This window comes from Pseudomonas sp. 21 (assembly GCF_000955805.1).
Taxonomy (GTDB): Bacteria; Pseudomonadota; Gammaproteobacteria; order Pseudomonadales; family Pseudomonadaceae; genus Pseudomonas.
The window spans coordinates 352351-377378 of sequence record NZ_JYOA01000008.1 but is presented as its reverse complement, the minus strand read 5'-3'; the positions used below and the strand labels follow the sequence as shown (position 1 = coordinate 377378).

Annotated in this window: 24 protein-coding genes; 21 read left to right on the top strand and 3 right to left on the bottom strand. The window is 62.7% G+C overall.

What is annotated here, in order from left to right; genetic code table 11:
* The first annotated feature begins 23 nt into the window (after positions 1–23).
* The 4 genes from trxB (at position 24) to infA (ending at position 2779) form a co-directional block, all read left to right on the top strand.
* Entirely contained in the window at positions 24–974 is a 951-nt protein-coding gene (gene trxB / locus UB43_RS20910; protein WP_045214797.1) for a thioredoxin-disulfide reductase, read from the top strand.
* 36 nt (positions 975–1010) lie between these two features.
* Positions 1011–1715 (top strand): leucyl/phenylalanyl-tRNA--protein transferase, encoded by a 705-nt coding sequence (gene aat, locus UB43_RS20905; protein WP_045214794.1) that lies wholly within the window; start codon positions 1011–1013, stop codon positions 1713–1715.
* A 31-nt stretch (positions 1716–1746) separates the two neighbouring features.
* Positions 1747–2454: an arginyltransferase gene (locus UB43_RS20900; RefSeq protein WP_045214791.1), complete on the top strand. Its 708-nt coding sequence runs from the start codon at positions 1747–1749 to the stop codon at positions 2452–2454.
* Positions 2455–2560: 106 nt separating this feature from the next.
* On the top strand, positions 2561–2779 hold the full coding sequence (gene infA, locus UB43_RS20895) for a translation initiation factor IF-1 (protein WP_002553999.1): 219 nt from the start codon (positions 2561–2563) through the stop codon (positions 2777–2779).
* A 95-nt stretch (positions 2780–2874) separates the two neighbouring features.
* Here the strand turns inward: infA and clpA are convergent, their stop codons facing one another.
* Positions 2875–5148, bottom strand: a complete 2274-nt coding sequence (clpA, locus tag UB43_RS20890) for an ATP-dependent Clp protease ATP-binding subunit ClpA (RefSeq protein WP_045214788.1) — start codon at positions 5146–5148, stop codon at positions 2875–2877.
* Between the two features lie 28 nt (positions 5149–5176).
* On the bottom strand, positions 5177–5539 hold the full coding sequence (clpS, locus tag UB43_RS20885; protein WP_045214785.1) for an ATP-dependent Clp protease adapter ClpS: 363 nt from the start codon (positions 5537–5539) through the stop codon (positions 5177–5179).
* Between the two features lie 228 nt (positions 5540–5767).
* Between clpS and cspD the strand changes: the two genes are divergently transcribed.
* Positions 5768–6043, top strand: coding sequence for a cold shock domain-containing protein CspD (cspD, locus tag UB43_RS20880; RefSeq protein WP_045214920.1), 276 nt, complete (start codon positions 5768–5770; stop codon positions 6041–6043).
* Between the two features lie 73 nt (positions 6044–6116).
* Here cspD and icd read toward each other — a convergent pair whose 3' ends face one another.
* Positions 6117–7370, bottom strand: a complete 1254-nt coding sequence (gene icd / locus UB43_RS20875; protein ID WP_045214917.1) for an NADP-dependent isocitrate dehydrogenase — start codon at positions 7368–7370, stop codon at positions 6117–6119.
* Between the two features lie 357 nt (positions 7371–7727).
* Here icd and UB43_RS20870 point away from each other — a divergent pair, with 357 nt between their 5' ends.
* From UB43_RS20870 to nuoF, 16 genes are all read left to right on the top strand, one after another.
* Positions 7728–9950: an NADP-dependent isocitrate dehydrogenase gene (locus UB43_RS20870; protein ID WP_045214783.1), complete on the top strand. Its 2223-nt coding sequence runs from the start codon at positions 7728–7730 to the stop codon at positions 9948–9950.
* 103 nt (positions 9951–10053) lie between these two features.
* Positions 10054–10497 (top strand): NUDIX hydrolase, encoded by a 444-nt coding sequence (locus UB43_RS20865; protein ID WP_045214780.1) that lies wholly within the window; start codon positions 10054–10056, stop codon positions 10495–10497.
* A 72-nt stretch (positions 10498–10569) separates the two neighbouring features.
* Positions 10570–11697, top strand: a complete 1128-nt coding sequence (gene mnmA, locus UB43_RS20860; RefSeq protein ID WP_177329813.1) for a tRNA 2-thiouridine(34) synthase MnmA — start codon at positions 10570–10572, stop codon at positions 11695–11697.
* Positions 11694–12314, top strand: a complete 621-nt coding sequence (gene hflD / locus UB43_RS20855; protein WP_045214777.1) for a high frequency lysogenization protein HflD — start codon at positions 11694–11696, stop codon at positions 12312–12314. The genes mnmA and hflD overlap by 4 nt, the downstream gene beginning before the upstream one ends.
* A gap of 95 nt (positions 12315–12409) precedes the next feature.
* Positions 12410–13780 (top strand): adenylosuccinate lyase, encoded by a 1371-nt coding sequence (gene purB, locus UB43_RS20850; RefSeq protein WP_045214774.1) that lies wholly within the window; start codon positions 12410–12412, stop codon positions 13778–13780.
* 60 nt (positions 13781–13840) lie between these two features.
* Entirely contained in the window at positions 13841–15016 is a 1176-nt protein-coding gene (locus tag UB43_RS20845; RefSeq protein ID WP_045214771.1) for a cupin domain-containing protein, read from the top strand.
* Complete coding sequence (locus tag UB43_RS20840; RefSeq protein ID WP_017517103.1) at positions 15009–15437, top strand: GNAT family N-acetyltransferase; 429 nt, start codon at positions 15009–15011, stop codon at positions 15435–15437. Before UB43_RS20845 ends, UB43_RS20840 begins: the two co-directional genes overlap by 8 nt.
* A 36-nt stretch (positions 15438–15473) precedes the next feature.
* Positions 15474–16100: a hypothetical protein gene (locus UB43_RS20835; RefSeq protein ID WP_045214767.1), complete on the top strand. Its 627-nt coding sequence runs from the start codon at positions 15474–15476 to the stop codon at positions 16098–16100.
* 20 nt (positions 16101–16120) lie between these two features.
* On the top strand, positions 16121–16912 hold the full coding sequence (locus tag UB43_RS20830; protein ID WP_045214765.1) for a secretin N-terminal domain-containing protein: 792 nt from the start codon (positions 16121–16123) through the stop codon (positions 16910–16912).
* 509 nt (positions 16913–17421) lie between these two features.
* A complete protein-coding gene (locus UB43_RS20825) occupies positions 17422–19017 on the top strand; it encodes an isocitrate lyase (RefSeq protein WP_045214761.1) in 1596 nt (531 codons plus the stop codon).
* 172 nt (positions 19018–19189) lie between these two features.
* Positions 19190–19681 (top strand): DUF4442 domain-containing protein, encoded by a 492-nt coding sequence (locus tag UB43_RS20820; protein WP_052969587.1) that lies wholly within the window; start codon positions 19190–19192, stop codon positions 19679–19681.
* Between the two features lie 441 nt (positions 19682–20122).
* Positions 20123–20536: an NADH-quinone oxidoreductase subunit A gene (locus tag UB43_RS20815; RefSeq protein WP_017517108.1), complete on the top strand. Its 414-nt coding sequence runs from the start codon at positions 20123–20125 to the stop codon at positions 20534–20536.
* A gap of 10 nt (positions 20537–20546) precedes the next feature.
* Positions 20547–21224, top strand: a complete 678-nt coding sequence (locus UB43_RS20810) for an NADH-quinone oxidoreductase subunit B family protein (protein WP_045214755.1) — start codon at positions 20547–20549, stop codon at positions 21222–21224.
* A gap of 59 nt (positions 21225–21283) precedes the next feature.
* Positions 21284–23065 (top strand): NADH-quinone oxidoreductase subunit C/D, encoded by a 1782-nt coding sequence (gene nuoC, locus UB43_RS20805; protein WP_045214752.1) that lies wholly within the window; start codon positions 21284–21286, stop codon positions 23063–23065.
* Positions 23062–23562 carry an NADH-quinone oxidoreductase subunit NuoE gene (nuoE, locus tag UB43_RS20800; protein WP_169887231.1) on the top strand — a complete coding sequence of 167 codons (501 nt, stop codon included), beginning with the start codon at positions 23062–23064 and terminating at the stop codon, positions 23560–23562. Before nuoC ends, nuoE begins: the two co-directional genes overlap by 4 nt.
* Entirely contained in the window at positions 23559–24908 is a 1350-nt protein-coding gene (gene nuoF, locus UB43_RS20795; RefSeq protein ID WP_045214748.1) for an NADH-quinone oxidoreductase subunit NuoF, read from the top strand. Before nuoE ends, nuoF begins: the two co-directional genes overlap by 4 nt.
* Positions 24909–25028 lie beyond the last annotated feature (120 nt).

The following is a 25028-nucleotide window of genomic DNA, read 5'->3' as shown; positions in this document are numbered from 1 at the left end:
ACAAAGGCTTATGGAGTCTTTTTATGAGTGAAGTCAAGCATTCGCGCCTGATCATCCTGGGCTCCGGCCCCGCGGGCTACACCGCGGCCGTGTATGCCGCGCGCGCCAACCTCAAGCCTGTTGTCATCACTGGCATCCAGCCCGGCGGCCAGCTCACCACCACCACCGAGGTCGACAACTGGCCCGGCGACGTCGAGGGTCTGACCGGACCGGCCCTGATGCAGCGCATGGAGCAGCACGCCAAGCGTTTCGAGACCGAGATCGTCTACGACCACATCCACACCGCCGAGTTGCAGCAGAAGCCCTTCACCCTCCGGGGCGACAGCGGCACCTACACCTGCGACGCACTGATCATCGCCACCGGCGCCTCGGCACAGTACCTGGGCATGTCCTCGGAAGAGGCCTTCATGGGCAAGGGCGTATCCGCCTGCGCTACCTGTGACGGCTTCTTCTACCGCAACCAGGTCGTCTGCGTGGTCGGCGGCGGCAACACCGCCGTGGAAGAGGCGCTGTACCTGTCCAACATTGCCAAGGAAGTCCACCTGATCCACCGCCGCGACAAGCTGCGCTCGGAGAAGATCCTGCAGGACAAGCTGTTCGAGAAAGCCAGGAACGGCAACGTGCGCCTGCACTGGAACACCACCCTGGACGAAGTCCTGGGCGACAACATGGGTGTGATCGGCGTTCGCCTGAAAGATGCCGAAAGCGGCGAAACCCGCCAGCTGGACCTGTCCGGCGTATTCATCGCCATCGGCCACAAGCCCAACACCGACCTGTTCAAGGGCCAGCTGGAAATGCATGACGGCTACCTGAAGATCCAGGGCGGCGCCGAAGGCAACGCGACCCTGACCAGCATCGACGGCGTGTTCGCTGCCGGCGACGTGGCCGATCACGTCTATCGCCAGGCGATCACCTCCGCCGGCGCCGGCTGCATGGCCGCGCTGGACGCCGAAAAGTTCCTCGACGATAACTGATCGGCGCAAGGGGAGGCTCGCCCTCCCCTCCTCCCTATGCTCAAGTGGCTTTCGCGCAGCAATTTCGACTTTCCGCCCCTCGACAAGGCCCTGCACGAGCCCAACGGCCTGCTTGCGGCCGGCGGAGACCTCAACCCTCAGCGACTGATCCAGGCCTACCGCCACGGCTGCTTCCCCTGGTACCAGGACGGCCAGCCAATTCTCTGGTGGTCACCGGACCCGCGCACCGTTCTGTTTCCCGAAGAACTGCACGTCTCCCGCAGCCTCGCCAAGTTCATCCGCCAGCAGCAGTACCAGGTCACCATCGACCGGGCCTTCGAGCAGGTCATCCACGGTTGCGCCGGCCCGCGCGATTATGCGGACGGCACCTGGATCACCACGCCGATGCAGGACGCCTATTGTGAGCTGCACCGCCTGGGTGTCGCCCACTCGGCGGAAGCCTGGCACGGCAATGACCTGGTCGGCGGACTTTACGGGCTGGCCATCGGCCGGCTGTTCTTCGGCGAATCCATGTTCAGCCGCGCCGACAATGCCTCCAAGGTCGCCTTCGTCGCCCTGGTGCAGCGCCTGAAAGCTGTCGGATTCGTGATGATCGATTGCCAGATGCCGACCCAGCATCTGCACAGTTTCGGCGCCCGCGCCATTTCCCGCCGCGAATTCGCCAGCCACCTGCGCCGTCATCTCGACGAAACGCCGTCGCAGGACTGGACTTCGCAGGCGGACCCGCTCAGCCTGTCTTAAACTTGCCTGAGGGACCTCGCAGGGGTTGAAGATGACCGAGCTCGCCCGCCTGAAGTTTTACGCCACACAACCGCATCCATGCAGCTATCTGCCCGAGGAGCAGGCCACCACCCTGTTCCTCGATCCCAGCCAGCCCATGGATGCGCAGTTGTACGCCTCGCTGTCAGAGGTTGGCTTCCGGCGTAGCGGCGAGCACCTCTACCGGCCTCACTGCCAGCATTGCACCGCCTGCATCCCCGCGCGCATTCCCGCGGCCGGATTCCAGCCCAGCCGCCAGCAGAAGCGCATCATCAAGCGCAATACCGACCTGGAAGTCATCCGCAAGCGCCCCGCCTTCACCGAGGAGTACTACGCCCTCTACATGCGCTACATCGAGCAGCGCCATGCCGACGGGGACATGTATCCACCCAGCCGCGACCAGTTCGCCACCTTCCTGGTGCGCGACCTGCCATTCAGCTGTTTCTTCGAGTTCCGCCTGCAAGGCCGCCTGCTCGCCGTCGCCGTGACCGACGTGCTGCCCAACGGTCTTTCCGCCGTCTACACCTTCTACGACCCGGACGAAGAACGCCGCAGCCTGGGACGCTTCGCCATCCTCTGGCAGGTCGGCGAGACCGAGCGACTGGGCCTGTACGCCGTCTATCTCGGGTACTGGATCAAGAACTGCCGCAAGATGAACTACAAGACCCAGTACCGACCGATCGAACTTTTCGTGAATCAGCGCTGGGTCGCATTGAACTGACCCGAAAACACCCATTGGCGTTGTGGGGCGATTTCAGGCACACTATGTGCCTTTTTTAATGGCCTGAAACACTTCAGGCAATCTTAGATACCGAGGGTTCTACTGCATGTCGAAAGAAGACAGCTTCGAAATGGAAGGCACTGTCGTCGACACCCTGCCCAACACCATGTTCCGCGTGGAGTTGGAAAACGGGCACGTCGTTACCGCGCACATCTCCGGGAAGATGCGCAAGAATTACATCCGCATCCTGACCGGCGACAAAGTTCGCGTTGAACTGACGCCCTACGACCTCTCCAAGGGTCGCATCACCTACCGCGCTCGCTGATAGACGGTAGGTGCCGGTACAAACCGGCACACAGAAAAACGCCCGGCATTGCCGGGCGTTTTTGTTTGGGCCTTACTTTTCAAACCTGAGCATCGTCAGGCCGGTTCTGCAGCGGTCACCTCGAACTCGAAGGCCAGCTCGCCATCCTTCAGGTCCACATGGGCCACGCCACCGTGCTCGGCCAGCTCGCCGAACAGGATCTCCTCGGCCAATGGCCGCTTGATCTTGTCCTGGATAAGCCGCGCCATCGGGCGAGCGCCCATCTGCGGGTCGTAGCCCTTGTCCGCCAGCCAGACGCGTGCGGCATCACTGACTTCGATCTGCACGTGCTTGTCCTCCAGCTGCGCCTGCAGCTCGGTGAGGAACTTGTCGACGATGCTCTTGATGGTCTCGTGACTCAGGCGACCGAACTGGATGATGGTATCCAGGCGGTTGCGGAACTCCGGCGTGAAGCTCTTCTTGATCACTTCCATGGCATCGGTGGAGTGGTCCTGCTGCGTGAAGCCGATAGAGGCCCGCGCCGCGGTTTCCGCGCCAGCGTTGGTGGTCATGATCAGGATGACGTTGCGGAAGTCCGCCTTGCGCCCGTTGTTGTCGGTCAGGGTGCCGTGATCCATCACCTGCAGCAGCAGGTTGAAGACTTCCGGGTGCGCCTTCTCGATTTCATCCAGCAGCAGCACGCAGTGCGGCGTCTTGGTGATCGCCTCGGTGAGCAGGCCGCCCTGATCGAAACCGACGTAGCCCGGAGGCGCGCCGATCAGGCGGGACACGGTATGCCGCTCCATGTACTCGGACATGTCGAAGCGCACCAGCTCTACACCCAATGCCTTGGCCAGCTGACGAGCCACCTCGGTCTTGCCCACCCCGGTCGGACCGGAGAAAAGGAAGGAACCGACGGGTTTGTCAGGCGATTTGAGGCCGGCGCGTGACAGCTTGATGGCAGTCGACAGCGACTCGATGGCCGCGGCCTGGCCGAACACGGTCAGCTTCAGGTCACGCTCGAGATTGCGCAGCAGCTCCTTGTCGGAGCTGGACACGTGCTTGGGCGGAATCCGCGCAATCTTCGCGACGATATCCTCGACCTGCGGCACTTCGATGCGCTTCACGCGCTTCTCTTCAGGCTGCAGGCGCTGGTAGGCACCAGCTTCGTCGATCACGTCGATAGCCTTGTCCGGCATGTGCCGGTCATTGATGTAGCGGGCAGCCAACTCGGCAGCGGCACGCAGCGCCTCATCGCTGTACTCGATGTGGTGGTGCTGCTCGAAGCGCGGCTTCAGGCCTTTCAGGATGCCGAAGGTGTCCTCGACGGACGGCTCGGTGACATCGACCTTCTGGAAGCGACGCGCCAGCGCACGGTCCTTCTCGAAGATACCGCGGAATTCCTGGAAGGTGGTCGAACCGATGCAGCGGATCTCACCGGACGACAGCAGCGGTTTCAGCAGGTTGGACGCATCCATCACCCCGCCCGATGCCGCGCCCGCACCGATGATGGTGTGGATTTCGTCGATGAACAGCACCGCATGCGGGCGCTTGCGCAGTTCGTTGAGCAGCGCCTTGAAGCGCTTCTCGAAGTCACCGCGGTACTTGGTGCCCGCCAGCAGCGCGCCCAGGTCCAGGGAGTAGACGACGCTGTCGGACAGCAGGTCCGGCACCTGGCCGTCGACGATGCGCTTGGCCAGGCCTTCGGCGATGGCGGTCTTGCCGACACCAGCCTCTCCCACCAGCAGCGGGTTGTTCTTGCGGCGACGAGCCAGGATTTGCGCAACGCGCTCGACTTCCAACTCACGACCGACCAGCGGGTCAATGCGCCCCTGGCGCGCCAGGTCGTTCAGGTTGCTGGCATAGGCATCCAGCGGATGGCTGGACGTGGAAGACTCACCGCCCTCCTCGTCCTGCATTTCCTGTTCGCTGTCCTGATGCTCGGCATGGCCCGGCACCTTGGAGATGCCATGGGCGATGTAGTTGACCACGTCGATCCGCGCGACGCTCTGCTGCTTGAGCAGGAACACCGCCTGGCTTTCCTGTTCGCTGAAGATGGCGACCAGCACGTTGGCGCCAGTGACTTCACGCTTGCCGGAACTCTGCACGTGGAATACGGCACGCTGCAGGACACGCTGGAAGCCCAGGGTCGGCTGGGTTTCGCGATCCTCGTCGTGCTGGGGGATCAGCGGCGTGGTGGAATCGATGAATTCCTGCAGGTCTCGCCGCAGCTTGTCCAGATTCGCACCGCACGCCTTCAGAACCGTCGCGGCAGCCTCATTATCAAGAAGCGCCAACAGCAAGTGCTCAACGGTCATGAACTCATGCCGCTTCGCCCGCGCCTCCTTGAAGGCGAGATTGAGGGTGACTTCGAGCTCTCGATTCAACATGACTTCACCTCGCTCCCAAACATCCGCATCAACCTTCTATCTCAATTTCGCACAACAGTGGATGTTGGCTCTCCCTCGCATATTGATTGACCTGCATGGCTTTGGTTTCCGCGACATCGCGGGTAAAGGTCCCGCAGTGCGCCTTGCCCTGGGTATGCACAGTCAACATGACCTTGGTTGCCTGCTCGCGGTTCATGTTGAAGTACAGCTCGAGCACCTCAACCACGAAATCCATCGGGGTGTAATCATCGTTGAACATGATGACCCGATACATGGACGGCACCTTCAGGGCAGGTTTGGCTTCTTCAACCGCCAGCCCCGTCCCGTCGTCTTCCAATGGATCCGGGCGGTCCTGATTGAATGTTAGTCGAATCTGGCTACTTGCATGCATGCTGGAATAAAAGCTTTGCGAGTGGGTGAATGAGTGGGCCGGCCGGAGTTTGAATCGCCTCTCAGGCCCAGACGACGCCGCCTTGACTAACGGCAAAAGGGTGTTACAACCAAAGGATACCCCCCGGAGGGTATCAGGAGTTCCGGACGCCAGTCTTCAGAAAAAGGCATAGCGGAATAGTAGTGGATGATACTCCAGCGATGGAGTCCTTTGCAGAGGGATATCAGCATGCTTAGCGGTAAGGTCAAGTGGTTCAACAACGCCAAGGGCTACGGTTTCATCCTGGCTGATGGCCGAGATGAGGACCTGTTTGCTCATTACTCGGCAATCCAGATGGATGGCTACAAGACTCTCAAGGCCGGCCAACCCGTCAGTTTCGAGATCCTGCAAGGTCCGAAGGGGTTGCACGCGGTGAACATCCAGCCCGTCAACGCCAATGCATCCACCCCATCCGCGCAGACTGCCCCGAGCAGCGAGGTAGAGAACCTCACGGCGGAAGCCTGATTCGTCAAGGATCAGACGAAACGAAAAAGGCCGGCAGCAAGCCGGCCTTTTTCATGGGCGAAGCATCACCCGGTTACATCTTCGCAATGATCGCGTCACCGAACTCGGAGCACGACAGCAGCCTGGCACCGTCCATCAGTCGCTCGAAGTCATAGGTTACGGTCTTCGCGGCGATGGCGCCGTTCACGCCGTCGATGATCAGGTCGGCCGCTTCAGGCCAGCCCATGTGGCGCAGCATCATCTCGGCGGAGAGGATCACCGAGCCCGGATTGACCTTGTCCAGGCCGGCGTACTTGGGCGCAGTACCGTGGGTTGCCTCGAACATGGCCACCGAATCAGACAGGTTGGCACCCGGCGCGATACCGATGCCCCCCACTTCCGCCGCCAGGGCGTCGGACAGGTAGTCGCCGTTCAGGTTGAGCGTGGCGATCACGTCGTACTCGGCCGGACGCAGCAGGATCTGCTGCAGCATGGCGTCGGCGATCACGTCCTTCACCACGATATTCTTGCCGGTAGCCGGGTTCTTGAACTGCATCCACGGCCCGCCGTCGAGCAACTGCGCACCGAACTCGTCGCGGGCGAGCTCATAGCCCCAGTCCTTGAAGGCGCCCTCGGTGAATTTCATGATGTTGCCCTTGTGGACAATGGTGACCGAGTCACGGTCATTGTCCACGGCGTACTGCAGGGCCTTGCGCACCAGGCGCTTGGTGCCTTCCTGGGAAACCGGCTTGATGCCGATGCCGCAGTTGTCGGTGAAGCGGATTTTCTTGACGCCCATTTCCTCGGTGAGGAACTTGATGACCTTCTGAGCCTCGGGAGTGCCAGCCTTCCACTCGACACCGGCATAGATGTCTTCGGAGTTCTCGCGGAAGATCACCATGTCGACGTCGCCGGGCTTCTTCACCGGGCTCGGCACACCTTCGAACCAGCGCACCGGGCGCAGGCAGACATAAAGGTCGAGCTGCTGACGCAGGGCCACGTTCAGGGAGCGAATGCCGCCGCCCACCGGCGTGGTCAGAGGGCCCTTGATCGACACGACGTAGTCACGGACGGCATCCAGGGTTTCCTGGGGCAGCCAGGTGTCCTGGTCGTAGACCTGGGTGGCCTTCTCGCCTGCGTAGACTTCCATCCACGCGATCTTGCGGTCGCCCTTGTAGGCTTTCTCGACGGCAGCGTCGACGACCTTGATCATGACCGGACTGATATCGACGCCAATGCCATCGCCCTCGATGAAGGGGATGATCGGGTTCTTCGGTACATTCAAGGACATATCGGCGTTGACGGTGATTTTGTCACCGGCCGGCACCTGGATCTTTTGGTATCCCATGCTGAACTCCGCTTTTTGATTGAAACCCTCTTGCAGCCACTGAGGGTAGCTCACAAGTCGGTAATCGAACTACATCATTCCTTAGTCTAAAAAAGGGACACGCTTCACCCTGCCTTTAGGGTGGTATACTGGCCGGCATGACTTAATGGTCATCGAGGTCCGAGCAGTCTGGGACCAGACTCTCTCCTCGCAGCGGCGCACGTCCTCACCAGGATCCCGCCGTACAACGCTCTACTGGCGCCCCAATATCCCCGCGGCAAATCTCGAAGGTCGGTCAACCACTTCGCTGACCGCAAGCGTGTACCAACGCGATTCGAGACTCTGTGCGCGCCCAGCAAAGAAGAGAGTTAGAACGAGATGTCCATCCGCTCGAAGATCACCTACACCTTCACCGACGAAGCACCCGCCCTTGCCACCTATTCGCTTCTTCCTATCGTAAAAGCCTTTGCCGCTTCCGCCGGCATCGACGTCGAGACCCGCGACATCTCTCTTTCGGGCCGTATCCTGGCCTCCTTCGCTGACAAGCTCGGCGACAAGGCGATCGAAGACGATCTCGCCTACCTGGCCCAACTGGCCACCGACGCAAAAGCCAACATCATCAAGCTGCCGAACATCTCCGCTTCGGTACCGCAGCTCAAGGGCGCCATCGCCGAGCTGCAGAAGCTGGGCTATGCCGTTCCGGACTTCCCGGAAGACCCGCAGACCGACGCAGAGAAAGAAACCCGCGCCCGCTACGCCAAGGTCCTGGGCAGCGCCGTGAACCCGGTCCTGCGCGAAGGCAACTCCGACCGCCGCGCCCCGGCCGCCGTAAAAGCCTACGCCCGCAAGCACCCGCACAGCATGGGCAAGTGGAGCATGGCTTCGCGCTCCCACGCCGACTACATGCGTGGCGGCGACTTCTTCTCCAGCGAACAGTCGGTCACCATTCCGAAAGCCGGTGAAGTCCGCATCGAGTTCGTCGGCAAGGACGGCAAGGTCGAGACCAAGAAGACCCTGAAGATGCAGGACGGCGAAGTCCTCGACAGCATGTTCATGAGCTGCAGCAAACTGCGCGCCTTCTTCGAGAAGACCCTGCAGGACTGCAAGGAAACCGGCGTCATGTGGTCCCTGCACGTCAAGGCCACCATGATGAAGATCTCCCACCCGATCGTCTTCGGCCACGCCGTCACCGTCTACTACAAGGACGTGTTCGAGAAGTACGGCCAGCTGTTCGAAGAGCTGGGCGTGAACCCGAACAACGGCATCTCCAGCGTCTACGACAAGATCAAGTCGCTACCGGCCTCGCAGCAGGAAGAAATCCTGCACGACATCCATGAGGTGTACAGCCACCGCCCGGAAATGGCGATGGTCGACTCGGTCAAGGGCATCACCAACCTGCACATCCCCAGCGACGTGATCGTCGACGCCTCGATGCCGGCCATGATCCGCAACTCGGGTCAGATGTGGGGCAAGGACGGCAAGCAGAAAGACACCAAAGCGGTAATGCCGGAAAGCACCTACGCCCGCATCTACCAGGAAATGATCAACTTCTGCAAAACCAACGGCGCGTTCGACCCGACCACCATGGGCAGCGTACCGAACGTCGGCCTGATGGCGCAGAAGGCCGAGGAATACGGCTCCCACGACAAGACCTTCGAACTGGAAGCGGACGGCGTGATGCGCGTTGTCGACGCCGACGGCAAGGTCCTGATGCAGCACGAAGTACAAGCTGGCGACATCTGGCGTGCCTGCCAGACCAAGGACGCCCCGATCCGTGACTGGGTCAAGCTGGCCGTTACCCGTGCCCGCGCCTCCAACACCCCGGCCATCTTCTGGCTGGACCCGGAACGCGCCCACGACAACGAACTGCGCAAGAAGGTCGAGCTGTACCTGAAAGACCACGACCTGACCGGCCTGGACATCAGCATCAAGGGCTACAACGAAGCCATCCGCACCAGCATGGAGCGCCAGCTGCGCGGCCTGGACACCATCTCGGTGACCGGCAACGTCCTGCGCGACTACCTGACCGACCTGTTCCCGATCATGGAACTGGGCACCTCGGCCAAGATGCTGTCCATCGTTCCGCTGATGGCGGGTGGCGGCATGTACGAAACCGGCGCCGGCGGCTCGGCTCCGAAACACGTACAGCAGCTGGTGGAAGAGAACTACCTGCGCTGGGATTCCCTGGGCGAGTTCCTGGCCCTGGCCGTCTCCTTCGAGGAAGAAGGCATCAAGACCGACAACGCCAAGGCCAAGGTACTGGGCAAGACCCTGGACATCGCCACCGGCAAGCTGCTCGACAACAACAAGTCGCCGTCGCGCAAGATCGGTGAGATCGACAACCGCGGCAGCCACTTCTACCTGGCCATGTACTGGGCCCAGGCCCTGGCCGAGCAGAATGACGACGCCGAGCTGAAGGCTCACTTCACCACCCTGGCCAAGACCCTGACCGAGAAGGAAGCGGCCATCGTCGCCGAACTGAACGGCGTCCAGGGCAAGCCGGCGGAAATTGGCGGCTACTACCGTTCCAACCCGGAGCTGACCAGCCAGGTCATGCGCCCGAGCGCGACCTTCAACGCCGCGATCGACGCACTGGCGTAAGCCGCTTCGCGCGACACCAGAACCCCCGGGCCTTCCCGGGGGTTCTGCTTTCTGCGCCCCGCCACGTTAAACTCGCGCCTTTTCGAACCACGAGGACAGATTCATGCGCTGGCTAGCACACGTCACCGTCGCCACCATCGTCGAAGACCAGGGCCGCTTCCTGCTGGTGGAAGAAATGTCCGCTGACAAAAAACAGGTCTTCAACCAGCCGGCCGGCCACCTGGAGGCTAACGAAACGCTGATCGAGGCCGCCGTGCGCGAAACCCTCGAGGAAACCGGCTGGGACGTGGAGCTGACCGCCGTCACCGGCATCTACCTCTATACCGCGCCCAGCAACGGCGTGACCTATCAGCGCGTCTGCTTCGCCGCCCACCCCTTGCGCCATCACCCCGAGCGCGCGCTGGACGACGGCATCCTCGGCGCCCGCTGGATGACCCGCGAAGAGCTGGCCGCGCAGCCCGATCGCTGGCGCAGCCACCTGGTACTGCGCTGCATCGACGACTACCTGGAAGGCGAGCGCTTCCCGCTGAGCCTGATCCGCGCCTGAGCCGTCAGCCGAGCCTCTGCCGCTCGGCTCTGGTAGAATCCCCGCCTTTACCTGCACCCGTGATGCGCCGCCATGCCTGATTCCCTGAAAGCCCCTCAGAACACCCGCGTCATCGTCGGCATGTCCGGCGGCGTGGACTCCTCCGTCTCCGCCCTCCTCCTCAAGGAACAGGGCTACCAGGTGGAAGGCCTGTTCATGAAGAACTGGGAAGAGGACGACGGCACCGAGTACTGCACCGCCATGACCGACCTGGCCGACGCCCAGGCCGTCTGCGACCGCATCGGCATCAAGCTGCACACCGCCAACTTCGCCGCGGAGTACTGGGACAACGTCTTCGAGCACTTCCTCGAGGAATACAAGGCCGGCCGCACGCCGAACCCGGACATCCTCTGCAACCGCGAGATCAAGTTCAAAGCCTTCCTCGACTACGCCGTCGCCCTGGGCGCCGACCTGATCGCCACCGGCCACTACGTGCGCCGCCGCGACATCGATGGCCGCAGCGAACTGCTCAAGGGCCTGGACCCGAACAAGGACCAGAGTTACTTCCTCCACGCCGTCGGCGGCGAGCAGATCGGCAAGACCCTGTTCCCGGTTGGCGAACTGGAGAAGCCCGAGGTCCGCGCCATCGCCGAGAAGTACGGCCTGGCCACCGCGAAGAAGAAGGACTCCACCGGCATCTGCTTCATTGGCGAGCGCCGCTTCAGCGACTTCCTCAAGCAGTACCTGCCAGCCCAGCCGGGCAACATCGAGACCACCGACGGCCAGGTCATCGGCAAGCACGTCGGCCTGATGTACCACACCATCGGCCAGCGCCAGGGCCTGGGCATCGGCGGTCTGAAGAATACCGACGAAAGCCCCTGGTACGTGCTGGAGAAGGACCTGGTGCGCAACGTCCTGGTCGTTGGCCAGGGCAACGACCATCCCTGGCTGTTCTCCCGCGCCCTGCACGCCTCGTACATCTATTGGGTCAACCCCATCGACCTGGACCAGCCCAAAGCGCTGCGCGCCAAGGTGCGCTACCGCCAGTCAGACCAGGACTGCGTACTGGAACGCACCGAAAACGGCTACCGCGCCGTCTTCGACGAGCCGCAGCGCGCCGTCACGCCGGGCCAGTCCGTCGTCTTCTATGACGGCGAAATCTGCCTCGGCGGCGGCGTCATCGAATCTGCTGAACCCGCGTTCGCTAAGGACCGTACATGAGCGATCTGCACGACCAGATCATCGCACTCTCCGGCGTCTTCGAAGCCGCCGCCCTGGTAGACCGCCTCGCCCGCACCGGCCAGGTCCCCGAGGCGCCGCTGGGCTGCATGCTCGGCAGCCTGCTGGTGCGCGACCCGAAGACCACCCTCGACGTCTACGGCGGCGACACCGCCAACCTGCGCGAGGGCTTCCGCGCCCTGGTCAGCGCCCTCGAGCGCGACCCCAACAGCCTGCAGCGCGAACCGCTGCGCTACGCCCTGTCGCTGATCGGCCTGGAACGCCAGCTGAACAAGCGCGACGACATGCTCGACATCATGGGCACCCGCCTGGACCAGATCCAGCAGCAGGTGCAGCACTTCGGGCTGGTCCACGAGAACGTCATCGCCTCCTGCGCCGGCCTCTACCAGGACACCCTGAGCACCTTCCGCCAGCGCATCCAGGTGCACGGCGACATGCGCCACCTGCAGATCAACGCCAACGCCGCGCGCATCCGCGCCCTGCTGCTGGCCGGCATCCGCTCCGCGCGCCTGTGGCGACAGCTCGGCGGCAACCGCTGGCAGATGCTGTTCAGCCGGAAGAAAATGCTCAACGAACTGCGCCCGCTGCTGCGCGGCTGAAACACTTCCTTGCGGTCGCCGCAAGGGCGACCGGTTCGCGCCATTCGTGTATGATGTGCGCCCTTTTCGTTGACCGACAGCTACGAGAACGCCCCATGCAGCTTTCCTCCCTTACCGCGGTATCCCCCGTTGACGGCCGTTACGGCAGCAAGACCAGCGCCCTGCGTCCGATTTTCAGCGAATACGGCCTGATCCGTTTCCGCGTCCTGGTGGAGGTTCGCTGGCTCCAGCGTCTCGCCGCCCACGCCGGCGTTCCTGAAGTCGCGCCCTTCTCCGCCGAAGCCAACGCCCTGCTGAACGCTCTCGCCGACGACTTCCAGCTGGAGCACGCGCAGCGCATCAAGGACATCGAGCGCACCACCAACCACGACGTCAAGGCCGTGGAATACCTGCTCAAGGAACAAGCCGCCAAGCTGCCGGAACTGGCCAAGGTCAGCGAGTTCATCCACTTCGCCTGCACCTCCGAGGACATCAACAACCTGTCCCACGCCCTGATGCTGCGCGAAGGCCGTGACACCGTGCTGCTGCCGCTGATGCGCCAGATCGCCGACTCCATCCGCGAACTCGCGGTGAAGTTCGCCGACGTCCCCATGCTCTCGCGCACCCACGGCCAGCCGGCCTCCCCGACCACCCTGGGCAAGGAACTGGCCAACGTCGTCTACCGCCTGGAGCGCCAGATCAAGCAGGTCGCCTCGGTCGAACTGCTCGGCAAGATCAACGGCGCCGTGGGCAACTACAATGCCCACCTGTCGGCCTACCCGCAGATCGACTGGGAAGCCAACGCCCGCGAATTCATCGAAGGCGATCTCGGCCTAAACTGGAACCCCTACACCACCCAGATCGAGCCGCACGACTACATCGCCGAGCTGTTCGACGCCGTCGCGCGCTTCAACACCATCCTCATCGACTTCGACCGTGACGTCTGGGGCTACATCTCCCTGGGCTACTTCAAGCAGAAGACCGTCGCTGGCGAGATCGGCTCCTCGACCATGCCGCACAAGGTCAACCCGATCGACTTCGAGAACTCCGAAGGCAACCTGGGCATCGCCAACGCACTGCTCCAGCACCTGGCCAGCAAGCTACCGATCTCCCGCTGGCAGCGCGATTTGACCGACTCCACCGTGCTGCGCAACCTGGGCGTGGGCTTCGCCCACAGCGTCATCGCCTACGAAGCCAGCCTCAAGGGCATCGGCAAGCTGGAACTGAACGCCGCGCGCATCGCCGAAGACCTGGACGCCTGCTGGGAAGTCCTGGCCGAGCCGGTACAGACCGTCATGCGCCGCTATGGCATCGAGAACCCCTACGAGAAGCTCAAGGAACTGACCCGCGGCAAAGGCATCAGCGCCAAAGCCCTGCAGGTGTTCATCGAAGGCCTCGACATGCCGGCAGAAGCCAAGGCCGAGCTGAAGAAACTGACCCCCGCGAACTACATCGGTAACGCCGCCGCCCAGGCCAAGCGCATCTGAGATTCGCCCTGACTTTGCACGCCCGGCTGTGCCGGGCGTTTTTGTTTCAAGGACTTAGACATGAATCCTGCTATTCCTCTTCAGCTTTTGGGCGGCATCAGCGCCGAAGAATTCCTCCGCGACTACTGGCAGAAAAAGCCCCTGCTGGTGCGCCAGGCCATCCCTGACTTCAAGAGCCCGCTGGACCCTGACGAACTGGCCGGTCTCGCCCTGGAAGAGATGATCGAATCGCGTATCGTCCTCGAACACGGCGACAGCCCGTGGGAGCTGCGCCGTGGTCCGTTCCAGGAAGACACCTTTAGCCAGATGCCCGAGCGCGACTGGACCCTGCTGGTACAGGCCGTCGACCAGTTCATCCCGGAAGTCGCCGAGCTCCTGGAACACTTCAAGTTCCTGCCCAGCTGGCGCATCGACGACGTGATGATCAGCTACGCCGCCCCTGGCGGCGGCGTCGGCCCGCACTTCGACAACTACGACGTATTCCTGCTGCAGGGCCACGGCCGCCGCCGCTGGAAAGTCGGCCAGACCTGCGACGCCAGCAGCCCGATGCTGCCGCACGCCGACCTGCGCATCCTCGCCGAATTCGAAGAAAGCGCCGACTGGGTACTGGAACCCGGCGACATGCTCTACCTGCCGCCGCGCGTCGCCCACTACGGCATCGCCGAAGACGACTGCATGACCTACTCGGTCGGCTTCCGCGCCCCCAGCGCCGCCGAAGTGCTGACCCACTTCACCGACTTCCTCGCCCAGTTCCTCTCCGACGAGGAGCGCTACAGCGACGCCGGAATGGCCGCGATGAAAGGCGACTTCGACCAGCACCAGATCCAGCGCGACGCCCTCGACCGCCTGAAGAACCTGCTGCAGGAGCACATGAGCGACGAGCGCCTGCTGCTCACCTGGTTCGGCCAGTTCATGACCGAGCCGCGCTACCCGGAACTGGTGGCCGGCGAGGAGATCGAGGAAGACGACCTGACCACCGCCATCAAAGACGGCGAAGTACTGATCCGCAACCCCAGCGCCCGCATGGCCTGGAGCGAAGTGGACGTGGGCCTGCTGCTGTTCGCCAGCGGCCAGACCGTGGTCCTGCCGGAAAAACTGCGCGATCTGCTCAAGCTGGTGTGCTCGGCCCAGGCGCTGCACGAAGGGAATCTCGGCCAATGGCTGGCCGACGACGATGGGCGTAAGCTCATCGGAGAACTGATCAAACAGGGCAGTCTGGAGTTTGCCGATGAGTAGCAAGATCAGGGTTCGCGTCGCGGACTGGCAAAAGGATAATGCCGATCTGCGGCGCATTCGCGAGGCGGTATTCATCGCCGAGCAATCGGTCCCGCCGGAACTCGAATGGGACGCCGAGGATGTCGAAGCCGTGCACTTCCTGGCCTTCGAAGGCGACTACGCCATCGGTACCGCCCGCCTCCTACCGGACGGACACATCGGCCGGGTGTCGGTCCTCAAGGACTGGCGCGGCCTGAAGGTCGGCGACCTGCTGATGCGCGCCGCCATCGAGCAGGCCGAAAGCCAGGGGCTGCAGCGTCAGTTGCTGACGGCGCAGGTCTACGCCATTCCCTTCTACGAACGGCTAGGCTTCCAGGTGGCCAGCGGCGAATTCCTCGACGCCGGCCTCCCCCACGTGGACATGGTGCGCGAGAGCGCCTGAGCACCGGCCACCCAAGCCCCGATTGGAAGGAGCGCCATGGAAAACGTCCCGGATCAAGACGACCTCCCGGTAGAACTACCGGACATCGAGTTTCAGTCACCGGGGCGTTTTGCCGTCCACAACCCGCCCAGCGAAGCGCTGCCGCCCGAAGCACTGGAGCCGGCACCCTTCCACCTCGGCGAGGGCGACCAACTGCACCGCTTCAGCAAGCCGGATGACGCGCGCGCCCACGCCCTGGCACTGATCCAGCAGGCGCGCCGCACGCTCTACCTCTACACCCCCGACCTGGAACCCTGGCTGTATCACCACAGCAGCATCCAGGACGCCTGCACTCAGCTGCTGCTGGGCAATCCGCGCAATCGCATGATGATCCTGGTGCGCGACAGCACCCGCGCCGTGAAGGAAGGCCATCGCCTGCTCAACCTCAGCCGGCGCCTCTCCAGCTACTGCCAGATTCGCCGGATCAACCCTGACTACCCGAGCGACGAGCACGCCTTCCTCCTCGCCGACGACTGCGGCCTGCTGCTGCGCCCAGAACCTGGCGAATACGCCGGCTACGCGCACTACAACAACGCCGGCCGCGTTCGCCAGCTGATTGCGCAATTCGAACAGACCTGGAACACCGGCGTCCTCGACCCGAACCTGCGGAGTTTCCTGCTTTGAGCCGACAGCCTTTCGCCCTGATGCTCGCCTGCGCGATCAGCCTCACCGCCACAGCGGCGCCGCGCACCGAGATCATCCCGCTCAACTACCGCACCGCCGAAGACGTGCTGCCGGTGGCGCAGCAGGTGCTTGGCAACGAAGGGCGAGTCACCGCCTATGGCAACCAACTGGTGGTAAATGCCGAGCTGCCGAAGATCCGCGAGCTGCAGCAGGTACTCGAACAGCTGGATACGCGCCCGCATCAGCTACTGATCAGCGTCGATACGCTCGACGGCAGCCAGGGCAGCCAGAGCGGCTACTCAGTGAACGGCTCGGTCAGCGCCGGCAATGTGGACATCCAGGCCGGCCGCGGGGAAGTCAACGGCCGCGACCAGGTGCGCATCATCAATCGGTCCACCAACAGTCGCGGAGGAGGCACCCAGCAGGTCCGCACCACCGAGGGCTCGCCCGCCTTCATCCAGATCGGCCAGAGCCAGCCGGTGACCAACGCCGGCATCGGCCCCTACGGCCAGGTCTACAGCCAGACCGAATACCGCGACGCGAACCAGGGCATGTACGTGACCGCCAGCCTCACCGGTAACCTGGTGCACATCACCCTGAGCACCCGCAACGACCGCTTCAACGGCAATTACCAGGGCTCGATGAACACCAGCTCGGCGAACACCAGCGTCAGCGGCCCTATCGGCCAGTGGATCGAGGTCGGCGGCGTCAGCCAGAGCAACCAGAGCACCCAAAGTGGCTACACCCGCCAATACAGCACCCAGGGGCGCAGCGACAGCAGCCTGCGAGTGAAGGTCGAAGTGCTCGACTAATCCTTCCGGAGGTGACTTGGCAGTCCTCGTTAGACCTTCGTGTAGTAGTCAAAAAAAAACACTACAAAACGTTTGACGAACGCTCGTTTGAAAGTGCATGATGGCCTCGCTCCCGCTAACCAGAGGGCCTCAAAGCCCTTCGGACCAAGCCAGTGGCCCACCCGCCATGCAGGTCCGTGTTGTTAAGCCCACAAGGCGGATCGACGAGGTTGCGACTGGCAAGAGGTTGTCCTGAGGGACGGGGAAGCAAGCCTAAGCAACAGCACGAAGTGACGGATTCAGCCGTCCACCATCGCCCAACGGCTGCCACGAGCCGGCAAGCGATTCTGGATGTACCGCTGCAGTCACCAGTCTGTACGCCGCGCCACCCCACTCCTCCAGCGTCATTCCTTCTTTCGGTCGCCCCTTCGCCATCCCGCGGCGAGCAACCCGCAGCCAATTCCTTTTCGATACAGGTTTTGAGTGGGTAAGTCGGTGCTCAACCAAACACATACTTTGAAGGATTGACCATGTCCGCATATCAAAACGACATCAAAGCCGTTGCCGCTCTGAAAGAGAAAACCGGTAACAGCTGGAGCGCTATCAACCCCGAGTCGGTTGCCCGTATGCGCGCTCAGAACCGCTTCAAGACTGGTCTGGACATCGCCAAGTACACTGCGGCCATCATGCGCAAGGACATGGCCGAGTATGACGCCGACACCTCCGTCTACACCCAGTCCCTGGGTTGCTGGCACGGCTTCATCGGTCAGCAGAAGCTGATCTCGATCAAGAAGCACCTGAAGACCACCAACAAGCGCTACCTCTACCTGTCCGGCTGGATGGTTGCCGCGCTGCGTTCCGACTTCGGCCCGCTGCCCGACCAGTCCATGCACGAGAAGACTGCCGTTTCCGGCCTGATCGAAGAGCTGTACACCTTCCTGCGCCAGGCTGACGCCCGCGAACTGGATCTGCTCTTCACCGCCCTGGACAGCGCCCGCGCCGCCGGCGACAAAGTCAAGCAGGACGAAATCCAGGCTCAGATCGACGGCTACGAAACCCACGTAGTACCGATCATCGCCGACATCGACGCCGGCTTCGGCAACCCGGAAGCCACCTACCTGCTGGCCAAGAAAATGATCGAAGCCGGTGCCTGCTGCATCCAGATCGAGAACCAGGTTTCCGACGAGAAGCAGTGCGGCCACCAGGACGGCAAAGTGACCGTCCCGCACGAAGACTTCCTCGCCAAGATCAACGCCGTTCGCTACGCGTTCCTCGAACTGGGCGTCGACGACGGCGTGATCGTCGCTCGTACCGACTCCCTGGGCGCCGGCCTGACCAAGCAGATTGCCGTGACCAAAGAGCCGGGCGACCTGGGCGACCAGTACAACTCCTTCCTGGATTGCGAAGAAGTGTCCGCTGCCGAACTGCAGAACGGCGACGTGGTGATCAACCGCGGCGGCAAACTGCTGCGTCCGAAGCGCCTGGCTTCCAACCTGTTCCAGTTCCGCAAGGGCACCGGCGAAGACCGCTGCGTCCTGGACTGCATCACCTCGCTGCAGAACGGCGCCGACCTGCTGTGGATCGAAACCGAGAAGCCGCACGTTGGCCAGATCAAGGGCATGGTTGACCGCATCCGTCAGGTCATCCCGAACGCCAAGCTGGTGTACAACAACAGCCCGTCGTTCAACTGGACCCTGAACTTCCGCCAGCAGGTCTTCGACGCGTTCGTTGCCGAAGGCAAGGACGTCTCCGCCTACGACCGCGCCAAGCTGATGAGCGTCGAGTACGACGAGACCGAGCTGGCCCAGGTTGCTGACGAGAAGATCCGTACCTTCCAGCGCGATGGTTCCGCCCACGCCGGCATCTTCCACCACCTGATCACCCTGCCGACCTACCACACCGCCGCTCTGTCGACCGACAACCTGGCCAAAGGCTACTTCGCCGACCAGGGCATGCTGGCCTACGTGAAAGGCGTTCAGCGCCAGGAACTGCGCCAGGGCATCGCCTGCGTCAAGCACCAGAACATGGCCGGCTCGGACATCGGCGACAACCACAAAGAGTACTTCGCTGGCGAAGCCGCTCTGAAAGCCTCGGGTAAAGACAACACCATGAACCAGTTCCACTAAGAACTGGCTCACCGGCCCCTCGGGGCTGGCAGGCTCCACAAGACCCCGGCCTCGGCCGGGGTTTTGCTTTTTACGCTTGGCCGAACCGCCAGACACCCTCACCCCGCCCGCCAAGGGCAGGCTCGCCTCGACATGCCAGCCTCGCGTTTCCTTTATATGAATGGAAACGTCCATGCCCAAGCGCACCCGCCTCGCCCTCGCCGCCCACCTCATCCAGCGCCTGCCGCGTCGCCTGCACGAACCGCTGCTCAGCCGCCTGTTCTGCTCCCAGGTGCGCTTCGCCGGCACGGCTGGCGTGCGCATCCAGAAGCTCACCGACAGCGAGGTGCGCATGAGCCTGGCCAACCACCGCCGTACCCGCAATCACATCGGCGGCGTCCACGCCGCTGCCATGGCGCTGCTGGCCGAATCAGCCAGCGGCTGCATGGTTGGCATGAACCTGCCGGATCACAAGCTGCCGCTGATCAAGACCCTCAAGGTGGACTACCTGCGCCGGGCCAGCGGCAGCCTGCGGGCCATCGCCACGCTGACGCCGGAACAGCGCCGCACCTTGCGGGAAGAAGATCGAGGCGAAGCACTGATCCAGGTGACCCTTCTGGACGATTCCGGATCCGAACCGGTGCGCTGCGAGATGCACTGGGCGTGGATTCTCAAGGGAAATTGAACCACCCGGAAGCGGGGGCGACCAACGAGTTCACAGAGGGATAATTCGAAGTCGGATACCAGGCGAAATAAAAGACGCGCCGCTTATATGTAGTAAAGTTACGGATATACGACACTGCAAATGATAATATTTATCATCTGAAAGCTGCCGATTTATTGCGGACAAATACCTCGAAAGTACTATTCGACCAAAGCCGAAGTGCCGTCACACTAGGCATCCAGAGCCGCACAAACAGGGCGCTACAGGAAATGCAAAAGCCTTTTGCCCGAAATAGAAGCATCTGTTTGTGTTGGAAAAATTTACTTGCTGAAGGCTTTGGGCATAAAATTGGAAAGATGACCTGAACCCTTAGCTCACTATCCTTGAGTTGTCGGGTTCGCAGTAGTCGGGCGTTGCGCCCGAAACCCAAGACAATCGTTATTTGTAGGAAGGAGTATCGGCATGCCCAATCCAGCTGAACTTGCAGCTCAACACTGGGGACTCGCCGCCTTCCTTTTAGGAGTGCTGGGCCTGCTCGCCTTCATGCTAGGGGTTTCCAGCCTTCTTGGCAGTAAGGCATTTGGTCGCAGCAAGAACGAACCGTTCGAATCGGGGATCGTTCCTACCGGCAGCGCCCGCCTGCGCCTGTCGGCAAAATTCTATCTGGTCGCGATGCTCTTCGTGATCTTCGACGTCGAAGCCCTCTTCCTCTTCGCCTGGTCCGTGTCCGTCCGTGAAAGCGGTTGGGCAGGTCTGATCGAGGCAACCATTTTCATAGCAATTCTGTTGGCAGGTCTTGTCTACCTGTGGCGTATCGGCGCGCTCGATTGGGCGCCGGCGGCACGTCGCGCACGGCAGGCGAAGCTAAAACAATGAGGCTTTGGCGATGCAATACAAACTTACCCGGATCGATCCGGATGCGCCCAATGATCAGTACCCGATCGGCGAACGCGAAACGGTAGAAGACCCGCTCATCGAAGGGCAGGTCCACAAGAACATCTTCATGGGCAAGCTCGAGGATGTTCTCAACGGTGCGGTGAACTGGGGTCGCAAGAACTCCCTGTGGCCGTACAACTTCGGGCTGTCCTGCTGCTACGTGGAGATGACCACGGCGTTCACCGCGCCGCACGACATCGCCCGTTTCGGCGCCGAAGTGATCCGTGCATCGCCGCGCCAGGCTGACTTCATGGTCATCGCTGGCACCTGCTTCATCAAGATGGCTCCGGTCATCCAGCGCCTGTACGAGCAGATGCTGGAACCCAAGTGGGTGATCTCGATGGGGTCGTGCGCCAACTCCGGCGGCATGTACGACATCTACTCGGTCGTTCAGGGGGTCGACAAGTTCCTCCCCGTGGACGTGTACATCCCCGGCTGCCCGCCCCGCCCGGAGGCGTTCCTGCAAGGTTTGATGCTGCTGCAGGAATCCATCGGCCAGGAGCGTCGTCCGTTGTCCTGGGTTGTAGGCGATCAAGGCGTCTATCGCGCCGACATGCCTGCCCAGAAGGATCTCAAGCGCGAACAGCGCATTGCGGTCACCAACCTGCGCAGCCCCGACGAAGTGTGATCCGGCCCTCCACGAGAGGCCCGCTTTCACTCCACCGTTGACCGAGTGACTTAAAGACTATGAATGCAGACTCCGCTCTGTACATCCCGCCTTACAAGGCAGACGACCAAGATATCGTCGTCGAACTGAATTCCCGCTTTGGCGCCGAGACCTTCACCGTCCAGGCCACCCGCACCGGCATGCCGGTGCTCTGGGTTGCCCGTGAGCGCCTGATCGACGTCCTCACCTTCCTGCGCAATGTGCCCAAGCCGTACGTCATGCTCTACGACCTTCACGGCGTGGACGAACGCCTGCGCACCCACCGTCGCGGCCTGCCGGGCGCCGATTTCAGCGTGTTCTACCACCTGATGTCGCTCGAGCGTAACAGTGACGTGATGATCAAGGTGGCCTTGTCCGAAGGCGACCTCAACGTGCCCACCGCCACCCGTATCTGGCCGAACGCCAACTGGTACGAGCGTGAGGTCTGGGACATGTACGGGATCACCTTCAATGGTCACCCGCACCTGACCCGCATGCTGATGCCGCCGACCTGGGAAGGTCACCCGCTGCGCAAGGACTACCCGGCGCGCGCCACCGAGTTCGATCCCTACGCGCTGTCCGCCGCCAAGCAGGACCTCGAGCAGGAAGCCCTGCGCTTCAAGCCCGAAGACTGGGGCATGAAGCGCCACGGCGAGAACGAGGACTTCATGTTCCTCAACCTCGGCCCGAACCACCCGTCCGCCCACGGTGCGTTCCGCATCATCCTGCAGCTGGACGGTGAAGAAATCCTCGATTGCGTTCCGGAGATCGGCTACCACCACCGTGGCGCCGAGAAGATGGCCGAGCGTCAGTCCTGGCACAGCTTCATTCCCTACACCGACCGTATCGACTACCTCGGCGGCGTGATGAACAACCTGCCGTACGTGCTCTCGGTCGAGAAGCTCGCCGGCATCAAGGTGCCGCAGCGCGTCGACGTCATCCGTATCATGATGTCGGAGTTCTTCCGCATCCTGAACCACCTCCTCTACCTGGGTACCTACATCCAGGACGTGGGTGCGATGACCCCGGTGTTCTTCACCTTCACCGACCGCCAGCGTGCCTACAAGGTCGTCGAAGCCATCACCGGCTTCCGCCTGCACCCGGCCTGGTACCGCATCGGCGGCGTCGCCCACGACCTGCCGCGTGGCTGGGACAAGCTGGTCCGCGAGTTCCTCGACTGGATGCCCAAGCGCCTGGACGAGTACGAAACCGCTGCCCTGAAAAACAGCATCCTGCGTGGCCGTACCATCGGCGTTGCCCAGTACAACACCAAGGAAGCGCTGGAGTGGGGCACCACCGGCGCCGGCCTGCGCGCCACCGGCTGTGATTTCGACCTGCGTAAAGCCCGCCCCTACTCCGGCTACGAGAACTTCGAGTTCGAAGTACCGCTGGCGGCCAACGGCGACGCCTACGACCGCTGCATGGTCAAGATGGGTGAGATGCGCCAGAGCCTGCGCATCATCGAACAGTGCCTGAAGAACATGCCCGAAGGCCCGTACAAGGCGGATCACCCGCTGACCACGCCGCCGCCCAAAGAGCGCACGCTGCAGCACATCGAAACCCTGATCACCCACTTCCTGCAGGTTTCCTGGGGCCCGGTCATGCCGGCCAACGAAGCCTTCCAGATGGTGGAAGCGACCAAGGGCATCAACAGCTACTACCTGACGAGCGATGGCAGCACCATGAGCTACCGGACCCGCATCCGGACGCCCAGCTTCCCGCACCTGCAGCAGATTCCGTCGGTGATCAACGGCAGCATGATCGCTGACCTGATCGCCTATCTGGGCAGTATCGACTTCGTTATGGCCGACGTGGACCGCTGATCATGAGTACCCTTATCCAGACTGATCGTTTCGAACTCAGCGAAACCGAGCGCTCGGCCATCGAGCACGAAATGCATCACTACGAGGACTCCCGCGCGGCGTCCATCGAAGCCCTGAAGATCGTCCAGAAGCAGCGCGGCTGGGTGCCGGACGGCGCCATCCCGGCGATCGCCGATATCCTCGGCATCCCGGACAGCGACGTCGAAGGCGTGGCTACCTTCTATAGCCAGATCTTCCGCCAGCCGGTCGGCCGCCACATCATCCGCGTCTGCGACAGCATGGTCTGCTACATCGGCGGCCACGAGTCCGTGGTCGGCGAGATCCAGAAGCAGCTGGGCATCGGCCTTGGCCAGACCACTGCAGACGGCCGCTTCACCCTGCTGCCGGTGTGCTGCCTGGGCAACTGCGACAAGGCCCCGGCGATGATGATCGACGACGACACCTTCGGCGACCTGCGTCCCGACGGCGTCGCCAAACTGCTGGAGGCCTACGCATGAGTCGCCTCACCTCCTACGGCACGCCCAACCGCACTGCGCGCGCGGCCGAAACCCATCCGCTGACCTGGCGCCTGCGTGACGACGGCGCCCCGGTCTGGCTGGAGGAGTACCAGTCGAAGAATGGCTACGCCGCCGCGCGCAAGGCGCTGGCGCAGATGGCCACCGACGACATCGTCCAGACCGTCAAGGACTCCGGCCTCAAGGGCCGCGGCGGTGCAGGCTTCCCCACCGGCGTGAAGTGGGGCCTGATGCCCAAGGACGAATCCCTCAACATCCGCTACCTGCTGTGCAACGCGGACGAGATGGAGCCCAACACCTGGAAGGACCGCATGCTCATGGAGCAGCTGCCGCACCTGCTGGTGGAAGGCATGCTGATCTCCGCGCGCGCCCTCAAGGCCTACCGCGGCTACATCTTCCTGCGCGGCGAGTACGTCGACGCCGCCCGCAACCTGAACCGCGCCATCGAGGAAGCCAAGGCCGCCGGCCTGCTGGGCAAGAACATCCTCGGCAGCGGCTTCGATTTCGAGCTGTTCGTCCACACCGGCGCTGGCCGCTACATCTGTGGCGAAGAGACCGCGCTGATCAACTCGCTGGAAGGTCGCCGCGCCAACCCGCGCTCCAAGCCTCCCTTCCCCGCCGCCGTTGGCGTCTGGGGCAAACCGACCTGCGTGAACAACGTCGAGACCCTGTGCAACGTGCCGGCGATCGTCGAGCACGGCGTCGACTGGTACAAGGGTCTCGCCCGTCCGGGCAGCGAAGACATGGGCACCAAGCTCATGGGCTTCTCCGGCAAGGTGAAGAACCCCGGTATCTGGGAACTGCCCTTCGGCCTCCCGGCCCGCGAGCTGTTCGAGGACTACGCCGGCGGCATGCGCGACGGCTACAAGCTCAAGGCCTGGCAGCCGGGCGGCGCCGGTACCGGCTTCCTGCTGCCGGAACACCTGGATGCCCTGTTCTACGCCGGCGGCGTCGCCAAGGTCGGCACCCGTATGGGTACCGGCCTGGCCATGGCGGTGGACGACAGCGTCAACATGGTTTCCCTGCTGCGCAACATGGAAGAGTTCTTCGCCCGCGAATCGTGCGGCTGGTGCACTCCGTGCCGCGACGGCCTGCCGTGGAGCGTGAAGGTCCTGCGCGCGCTGGAGAAAGGCGAAGGCGCCCAGGGCGACCTGGAAACCCTCGAGCAGCTCGTCAACTTCCTCGGCCCGGGCAAGACCTTCTGTGCCCACGCACCGGGTGCCGTCGAGCCGCTGGGCAGCGCACTGAAGTATTTCCGTCCCGAGTTCGAAGCGGGCATTTCCCGCCAGGCTCAGGCCGTACAAGCACCGCAGACCGTCGGCGCTTGATGCTTTGATCGCCGGGCGCGAGCCGCCCGGCGTTGTTTCGTTGTTGCGCCGCGGCGTGCCGCCGGCCCGATGAAACCGTGATTTCTATTAGCCACGCCCGCTGACAACGGGCCAACGAAG